This window comes from Pseudomonas sp. KCJK9016, from assembly GCF_046231795.1.
Lineage (GTDB): Bacteria > Pseudomonadota > Gammaproteobacteria > Pseudomonadales > Pseudomonadaceae > Aquipseudomonas > Aquipseudomonas bananamidigenes.
The window spans coordinates 1-9,004 of sequence record NZ_JBJJMM010000053.1; the positions used below are offsets into that span (position 1 = coordinate 1).

The 9,004-nt window shown below is 64.9% G+C and carries 1 protein-coding gene; it reads left to right on the forward strand.

The genetic code is table 11. The features are described from left to right. The coding region (locus ACK6BI_RS27860) for an amino acid adenylation domain-containing protein (RefSeq protein ID WP_409319645.1) at window positions 1-9,004 on the forward strand (9,004 nt) is incomplete at both ends.

Genomic DNA, 9,004 nt, shown 5'->3' on the forward strand with positions numbered 1-9,004 from the left:
CAAGGGCCTGCGCATGGTGCTGTGCGGCGGTGAACGCGCCGACCCGGCGGCCTTCCGCCGTCTGCTGGCCGAAGCGCCGGACCTGCGCATCGTCCACTGCTACGGCCCGACCGAAACCACCACCTACGCCACAACCTTTGAAGTGCGCGAAGTGGCGGAAGATGCCGACAGCGTGCCGATTGGCGGGCCGATCTCCAACACCCAGGTCTACGTACTCGACGCCCGTCAGCAACCGGTGCCGATGGGCGTGACCGGTGAGTTGTACATCGGCGGCCAAGGTGTGGCGCTGGGTTATCTCAATCGCCCGGACCTGACTGCGGAGAAGTTCCTGCAAGACCCGTTCAGCGAACAACCGGGCGCGCTGTTGTACCGCACCGGCGACCTCGCACGCTGGCTCGCCCCGGGACAACTGGAATGCCTCGGGCGCAACGACGATCAGGTGAAGATTCGTGGTTTCCGTATCGAACTGGGGGAAATCGAAAACCGCCTGCTGAGTTGCGAAGGGGTCAGGGAAGCCATCGTGCTGGCCCGTCGCGACGGCGCGGAGCCGCTGCGTCTGGTGGCGTATTTCACCGCCGAAGAGGGCGCGGACAGCACCCGCCTGCGCAGCCAGTTGCAGGCGCGCCTGCCGGACTACATGGTGCCGTCGGCCTGGGTGCAGCTCGACGCCTTGCCGCTGAACAACAACGGCAAGGTCGACCGCAAAGCCTTGCCGATGCCGGATCCGGGCGCCTGGCTCAGCCAGGCCTACGAAGCCCCGCAAGGCCCGGTGGAAACTGCACTGGCGCAGATCTGGGCAGACGTCCTGAAACTGGAAAAAGTCGGTCGCCACGACAACTTCTTCGAACTGGGTGGCCATTCATTGCTGGCCGTGAGCCTGATCGAACGCCTGCGCCGGATCGGCCTGAGCACCGATGTGCGCGTACTGTTCAGCCAGCCAACCCTGGCCGCGCTGGCAGCAGCGGTGGGCAGCGGCCGCGAAATCGAAGTGCCGGCCAACCGCATTCCCGCTGGCTGCACCCGCATCACCCCGGACCTGCTGAGCCTGACCGATCTGGATCAGGCCGGCATCGACCGGATCGTCGCCACCGTGCCGGGCGGCGCCGCCAACGTGCAGGATATTTACCCGCTGGCGCCGCTGCAGGAAGGCATTCTTTATCACCACTTGAGCGCGGAGCAGGGCGACCCGTACTTGCTGCAGTCGCGTCTGGCCTTCGACAGTCTCGAGCGTCTGCGCACCTTCATCGACACCTTGCGGCAGGTCATCGCTCGCCACGACATCCTGCGTACCAGCGTTGTCCACGAAGGCCTGGCGACGCCTCATCAAGTGGTGTGGCGCCACGCCGAACTGGTGGTACAGCATGTCGCGCTTGATTCAGCAAACGGCGACATCCTTGAACAATTGCACGAGCGCTTCGATGCCCGTCATTACCGCCTCGACATCAGCCAGGCGCCGCTGCAGCGCATGGTGTATGCCGAAGATCCGGAGCAGCAGCGGGTGGTGGCGATCCTGCTGTCCCATCACCTGATCCTCGATCACACCGCGCTGGAAGTGATCGTCGAGGAAATGCGCGGTGTCATGTTCGGTGAGATCGACAGCCTTTCGGCGCCGATCCCCTATCGCAACTACGTGGCCCAGGCGCGCCTGGGGCTCGGCGAGCAGGAACACGAAGCGTTCTTCCGCGAGATGCTCGGCGACGTCGACGAGCCGACGCTGCCGCTGGGACTGCGGGATGTGCAGGGTGACGGTCACGGGATCGAGGAAGCCTTGCTACCGGTGGCAGCCGGACTCAACGGACGTCTGCGCGAGCAGGCACGGCAACTGGGCGTGAGTGCCGCCAGCCTGATGCACCTGGCCTGGGCGCAAGTGCTGGGCGTGTTGTCGAACCGGCGCGACGTGGTGTTCGGCACGGTGATGATGGGACGGATGCAGGGCGGCGATGGCGCTGACCGGGCGCTGGGGGTGTTCATCAACACTTTGCCGCTGCGCATCGATGTCGGCGCAGGCGCGCGGGACGGCGTCAAGGCAACCCACGCACGGCTGACCGCATTGCTGGGGCATGAACACGCCCCGCTGGCGCTGGCCCAGCGTTGCAGTGGTGTCGCGGCGTCGTCGCCGTTGTTCAGTGCCTTGTTCAACTACCGTCACAGCGCCCCCGCGCAACAGTCGCAGAGCGGACAGAGTATCTGGGAGGGCGTGCAGAAGCTCGGTGGTGAAGAGCGCACCAACTATCCGCTGACCCTGAGTGTGGACGATCTGGGCCAAGGGTTTGCGTTGTCGGTCCTGGCAGTCAGCCAGATCGGTGCGCAACGGATCTGCAACTACATGCACACCGCGCTGGAGCAACTGGTGCAGGCGCTGGAGCAGACGCCGCAAAAACCGTTGAACCGCTTGCCGATCCTTTCGACCGCCGAACTGCAGCATCTGGTCGAAGACTTCAATCCACCGGTCACGGCCTATCCCCGTGGCGCAACGATTCACGCACTGGTCGAGTTCCAGGCCGAGCGCGATCCACATGCCCTCGCGATGATTCAAGGCGCGCAACAGCTGACCTACGGACAACTCAATCAGCGCGCCAACCGACTGGCCCATCACCTGATCGGTCTTGGTGTGCAACCAGACGACCGCGTTGCACTCTGTGTGCGTCGCGGCCCGCAGATGCTGGTCGGGCTGCTGGCGATTCTCAAGGCCGGTGCCGGTTATGTGCCGGTGGATCCCGCGCATCCAGCGGAGCGCATGGCCTACCTGTTGCAGGACAGCGATCCGGTAGCGGTGCTGGTCCAGGCTTCGACCCGGGATCTGCCGGGCATGATGCCGGTGATCGATCTGGACAGCACCGCCTGGCAACACCTGCCCGACAGTAACCCGAAGCTGCCGTACCTGACCCCGGCAAACCTCGCGTACGTGATCTACACCTCGGGCTCCACCGGCCAGCCGAAAGGCGTGATGGTCGAACACTCGACCCTGGAAAACCTCGTGCACTGGCACGCCGAAGCCTTTGATCTGCACGCCGGCAGTCACACCGCCAGCGTGGCCGGTTTCGGTTTCGATGCGATGGCCTGGGAAGTCTGGCCGGCGCTGTGCGTCGGCGCGACCCTGCACCTGCCGCCGGAATCGGTGAGCAACGAGCATCTGGACGAACTGCTGGGCTGGTGGCGGGCGCAGCCGTTGCAGGTGAGCTTCCTGCCGACGCCGGTGGCCGAATACGCCTTCAGCCGTGAGCTGCAACACCCGACCCTGCGCACCTTGCTGATCGGTGGCGACAAACTGCGCCAGTTCAATCGTGAACAGACTTTCGCGGTGATCAATAACTACGGCCCGACCGAAGCCACGGTGGTCGCCACCTCCGGCCCCGTCGAAGTCGGTCAGCCGTTGCACATCGGTCGGCCGATGGCCAATGCCCGCGTCTATCTGCTCGACGATCAGCAACGTCCGGTGCCGGTGGGTGTGACGGGTGAGTTGTATGTCGCCGGCGCCGGTGTGGCGCGGGGTTACCTGAACCGTCCCGAACTGACCGCCGAACGCTTCCTGACTGACCCGTTCAGCGACCAGCCGCAGGCGCGGATGTACCGCACCGGCGACCTCGCGCGGTGGCTGGCGGACGGCAACATCGAATACCTGGGCCGCAACGACGATCAGGTGAAACTGCGCGGTGTGCGGGTTGAACCGGGGGAAATCGAAGCAGCGCTGGCCGGTCATCCGGCAGTACAGGACGCTGTGGCGCTGGTACGCGACGGGCAGTTGCTGGTGTGGTTCACCGAACGTACACCGACCAACATCGAAAGCCTGCGCAATCATCTGCAAGGGCTTCTGCCGCAAGCCCTGATCCCGGCGGCGTATGTGCGACTCGACAATTTGCCGCTGACCGCCAACGGCAAACTCGACCGCAAGGCCTTGCCGGAGCCGGATCAGCACGCCTGGCTCAGTCGTGAGTACGAAGCCCCGCAGGGCCCGGTGGAAACCGCGCTGGCGCAGATCTGGGCCGATGTCCTGAAGCTGGAACAAGTCGGTCGCCACGACAACTTCTTCGAACTGGGCGGTCATTCATTGCTGGCGGTCAGCCTGATCGAGCGTCTGCGGCAAATCGGCCTGAACACCGACGTGCGTGTGCTGTTCAGCCAGCCGACCCTGGCAGCCCTGGCCGCGGCGGTGGGCAGCGGGCGCGAAATTGAAGTGCCGGCCAATCGCATTCCTGCCGATTGCACGCGTATCACTCCAGATTTGTTGAGCCTGACCGAACTGGATCAAACGGGCATCGACCGCATCGTTGCCACAGTGCCGGGCGGTGCTGCGAACGTGCAGGACATTTATCCGCTGGCACCGTTGCAGGAAGGCATTCTTTATCACCACTTGAGCGCAGAGCAGGGCGACCCCTACCTGCTGCAATCGAAGCTGGCGTTCGACAGCGTCGAGCGTGTGCACGCGTTCGCGGCAGCGCTGCGTCAGGTCATCGCCCGCCACGACATCCTGCGCACGGCCGTGATCTGGCAGAAACTGGCCGAGCCCATGCAAGTGGTCTGGCGTCACGTTGAGCTGTCGGTGCAGGAGGTCGTGCTGGATGCGGCGGATGGCGACGTCCTTGAGCAATTGCATGGGCGTTTCGATGCCCGTCATTACCGCCTCGACATCAGTCAGGCACCGTTGCTGCGTCTGGTGTATGCGCGTGATCCGGCTCACGACCGGGTGGTCGCGATGTTGCTGTTCCACCATGTCGTGATGGATCACACCGCGCTGGACGTGGTGCAGCACGAAATGCTCGCCTGCCTGCAAGGGTGCGAAGCCTCGCTGGGCGCAGCGGTGCCTTACCGCAACTACGTGGCGCAGGCGCGGCTGGGTGTCAGCGAACGGGAGCACGAAACGTTCTTCCGCGACATGCTCGGCGACATCGACGAGCCGACCCTGCCGTTCGGCTTGCAGGATGTGCAAGGTGACGGTCGTGATATCGAAGAGACCCGACAGGCCCTGACGGTCGCCACCGGCCAGCGCCTGCGCAGCCTGGCCCGGCAACTGGGCATCAGCGTGGCCAGCCTGTTCCACCTGGCGTGGGCGCAGGTGCTGGCGGCGACGTCCGGGCAGGAGCGGGTGGTGTTCGGCACGGTGCTGATGGGCCGGATGCAGGGCGGCGACGGGGCCGACCGGGCGCTGGGGATGTTCATCAACACCTTGCCGCTGCGGGTCGACCTCGGTGAAACCCCGGTGCGCGAAGGGGCTCGGGCGACGCATGCGCAGCTCAGTGCGCTGCTCGGCCATGAACACGCCGCCCTGGCGCTGGCTCAGCGTTGCAGCGGTGTGGCCGCACCGGCGCCGCTGTTCAGCTCGATGCTCAACTACCGGCACAGCGCCGACGAGGCGCAGCAGCAAAACATCCGTCAGGCCTGGCAAGGCATCGAGACCCTGAGCAGCGAGGAACGCACCAACTATCCGCTGAGCCTCGGCGTCGATGATCTGGGGGATGGCTTCGTGCTCACCGCCATGACCCCGGCGAATATTGGTTCGCAGCGGATCTGTGACTATATGCAGACCGCGCTGGAGACTCTGGCGCAGGCTCTGGAGCAGGCACCGGATCAGCCGCTGAACCGCTTGCCGATCCTTGAAGGTGCAGAACGTCAGCGGGTGCTTTACGACCTTAATGTCACCGAAACCGCAGACGATCTGCAGCAAACCGTTCACGGGCTGTTCGAGGCGCAAGTCCAACGTGCGCCGCAAGCCATCGCATTGCAGGCTGGTGAGCAGCAACTGACCTACGCCGAACTCAACGCACAGGCCAACCGCCTGGCCCATCATTTGCGCGAGTTGGGCGTGGGGCCGGATTCGCGGGTGGCGATCTGTGTCGAGCGCGGGCCGGCGCTGATGGTCGGTCTGCTCGGCATCCTCAAGGCGGGCGGTGCCTATGTGCCGCTGGATCCGGCGTACCCGGCGGAACGTCTGGATTACATGCTCAAGGACAGCGCCCCGGTGGCGGTGCTGGTTCATGGGGCGACTCGCGCATTGCTTGACGAAAGCACTGCGCTGGTGATCGACCTGGATCAGGATCACTGGCGATTCAATCCGGATGCCAATCCGCAGGTCCCGGGCCTGAGCGCTTCGAACCTGGCCTACGTGATCTACACCTCCGGCTCTACCGGGGCGCCGAAAGGCGTGATGGTCGAGCATCGCGGCGTAACCAACCTGTTGCACTGGAGTTCGCAACTGTGTCCGACCGTGACGGACGGTGCGCTGTTGCAGAAAACCCCGTTCAGTTTCGATGCCTCGGTCTGGGAACTGTTCTGGCCGTTGAGCGCGGGGCTGCGTCTGGTGTTGGCACGGCCCGACGGACACCGCGAGTCGGCGTACCTGGCGCAGCTGATTCGCGAGCAGCGGATCAGCGTGATCCAGTTCGTGCCGGTGCTGTTGCAACAGTTCCTGGAACTGGACGAGGTCAGTCAGTGCACCAGCCTCACCGACGTGTTCTGTGGCGGTGGCGACCTGACACCGGCGCTGGCGCGTCGTGTGCGTGAGCGTTTGCCGCAGGTTCGTTTGCACAACGTTTACGGTCCGACCGAAGCCACAGTGGACAGCACGGTGTGGACGCTGGAACCGTCAATGCCGGTGCCGGACAGCGCCTTGCCGATCGGACGGCCGATCAACAACACCCGTCTGTATGTACTCGATGCTGCCGGGCGCCCGGTGCCGATGGGCGTCATCGGTCAGTTGTTCATTGGCGGTGCCGGGGTTGCGCGGGGCTATCTGGGCCTGTCGCAGTTGATGGCGGAACGGTTCATCAACAGTCCCTTCGTCGCCGGCGATCGGCTGTACGCCACGGGCGACCGGGTGCGCTACCGTGCCGACGGTCAGCTCGAATTCATCGGTCGCAACGACTTCCAGGTCAAGTTGCGTGGCCTGCGTCTGGAGCCGGGTGAAATCGAAGCGCAGCTGCTCAGCCATCCGGCCCTGCGCGAGGCCGTAGTGCTGGTGCATGAAGAGCGCCTGGTGGCGTACTTCACCTGGCGCGCCGAGGCCGGGCAACCGGGGATCGAGGCATTGCGCGAACACCTGCGCGCGCGCCTGCCGGACTACATGGTGCCATCGGCATTCGTCGCACTCGACAGCCTGCCTCTGAGCCCTAACGGCAAAGTGGATCGCAAGGCACTGCCGGCTCCGGGTGCCGAGTCGGTGCTGGTGCGCGAGTACGAGGCTCCGATCGGCGAGACCGAAATCGCCCTGGCCCGACTGTGGGGCGAGGTGCTGAACGTCGAACGGGTCGGGCGTCACGATCACTTCTTCGAACTGGGCGGGCATTCGCTGCTGGCGGTGAGCCTGATCGAGCGCATGCGCCAGATCGGCCTGAGCACTGACGTGCGCGTGCTGTTCAGTCAGCCGACCCTGGCCGCGCTGGCTGCGGCTGTGGGCAGCGGTCGTGAAATCGAAGTGCCGGCCAATCGCATCGCGACCGATTGCGCCCGCATTACCCCGGACATGCTGACGATGGTCACGCTGGATCAAGCCGCCATCGACCGCGTGGTGTCCAGCGTGCCGGGCGGAGCGGCCAACGTGCAGGACATCTATCCGCTGGCGCCGTTGCAGGAAGGCATTCTTTATCACCACTTGAGCGCGGGCGAAGGCGATCCCTACCTGCTGCAATCGCGTATCGCGTTCGACAGTCTTGAACGTGTGCAGCGTTTCAGCGCCGCGCTGCAACGGGTCATCGACCGCCATGACGTGCTGCGCACGGGCGTGGTGTGGGAAGGCTTGAGCGTGCCGGTGCAGGTCGTGTGGCGCCGGGCCGAACTGGTGGTGCAGGAGGTCATGCTCGACCCTGCGGCGGGCGACATTCTTGAGCAACTGCACGCCCGTTTCGATGCCCGGCATTACCGCCTCGATATCGCCCGGGCGCCGTTGCTGCGTCTGGTGTATGCCCGGGATCCGGCCCATGGCCGGGTGGTGGCGATGCTGCTGTTCCATCACATCGTGCTCGATCACACCGCACTGGAAGTGGTGCGTCACGAAATGCAGGCGTACTTGCGCGGTTCCGGCGAGCCGTTGCCGGCGGCGGTGCCGTACCGCAATTACGTGGCGCAGGCGCGTCTGGGTGTTTCGGAGTCGGAACATGAAGCGTTTTTCCGCGACATGCTCGGCGACATCGACGAGCCGACCCTGCCATTCAGCCTGCGTGATGTGCGCGGCGACGGACGCGGCATCGAGGAAGTACAGCAGGCGCTCGACAGCGCCTTGAACCTGCGTCTGCGCAGCCAGGCGCGGCAGTCGGGCATCAGCGTGGCCAGCCTGTTCCACCTGGCTTGGGCCCAAGTGTTGGCGGCGACCTCCGGGCAGGACAATGTGGTGTTCGGCACCGTGCTGATGGGCCGGATGCAGGGCGGCCAGGGCGCTGACCGTGCGCTGGGCATGTTCATCAACACCTTGCCGTTGCGGGTCGATCTGGGCGACACCCCGGTGCGTGAAGCGGTCAAGGCGACTCACCAGCGTCTCAGCGCCTTGCTGGGGCATGAACATGCTTCGTTGGCGCTGGCCCAGCGTTGCAGCGCGATTGCAGCGCCTTCGCCGTTGTTCAGCGCGATGCTCAACTATCGACACAGCCACGGTTCAGAGCATGCGGACAGCGTGCTCCAGGCCTGGCAAGGCATCGAGACCCTGAGCAGCGAAGAGCGCACCAACTACCCGCTGAGCCTGAACGTCGATGACCTGGGCAACGGTTTCTCCATGATTGCCATGGTGCCGGCGGACATTGGCGCGCAGCGGATTTGCGGTTATATGCAGACGGCGTTGATGGCGTTGGTGGACGCGCTGGAACAGGCACCGACGCAGGCGATGAATCGTTTGCCGGTGCTTGAGGGGGCGGAGCGGCAGCGACTGTTGTTCGACTTCAACGCGACCGATGTCGGTTATGACCTTCAGCAAAGCATCCATGGCTTGTTCGAGGCGCAGGTCTTGCGCACGCCGCAGGCGGTGGCGGTGCTTTTCGGTGAGCAGCGACTGAGCTATGCCGAGCTGAATGCTCGGGCCAAC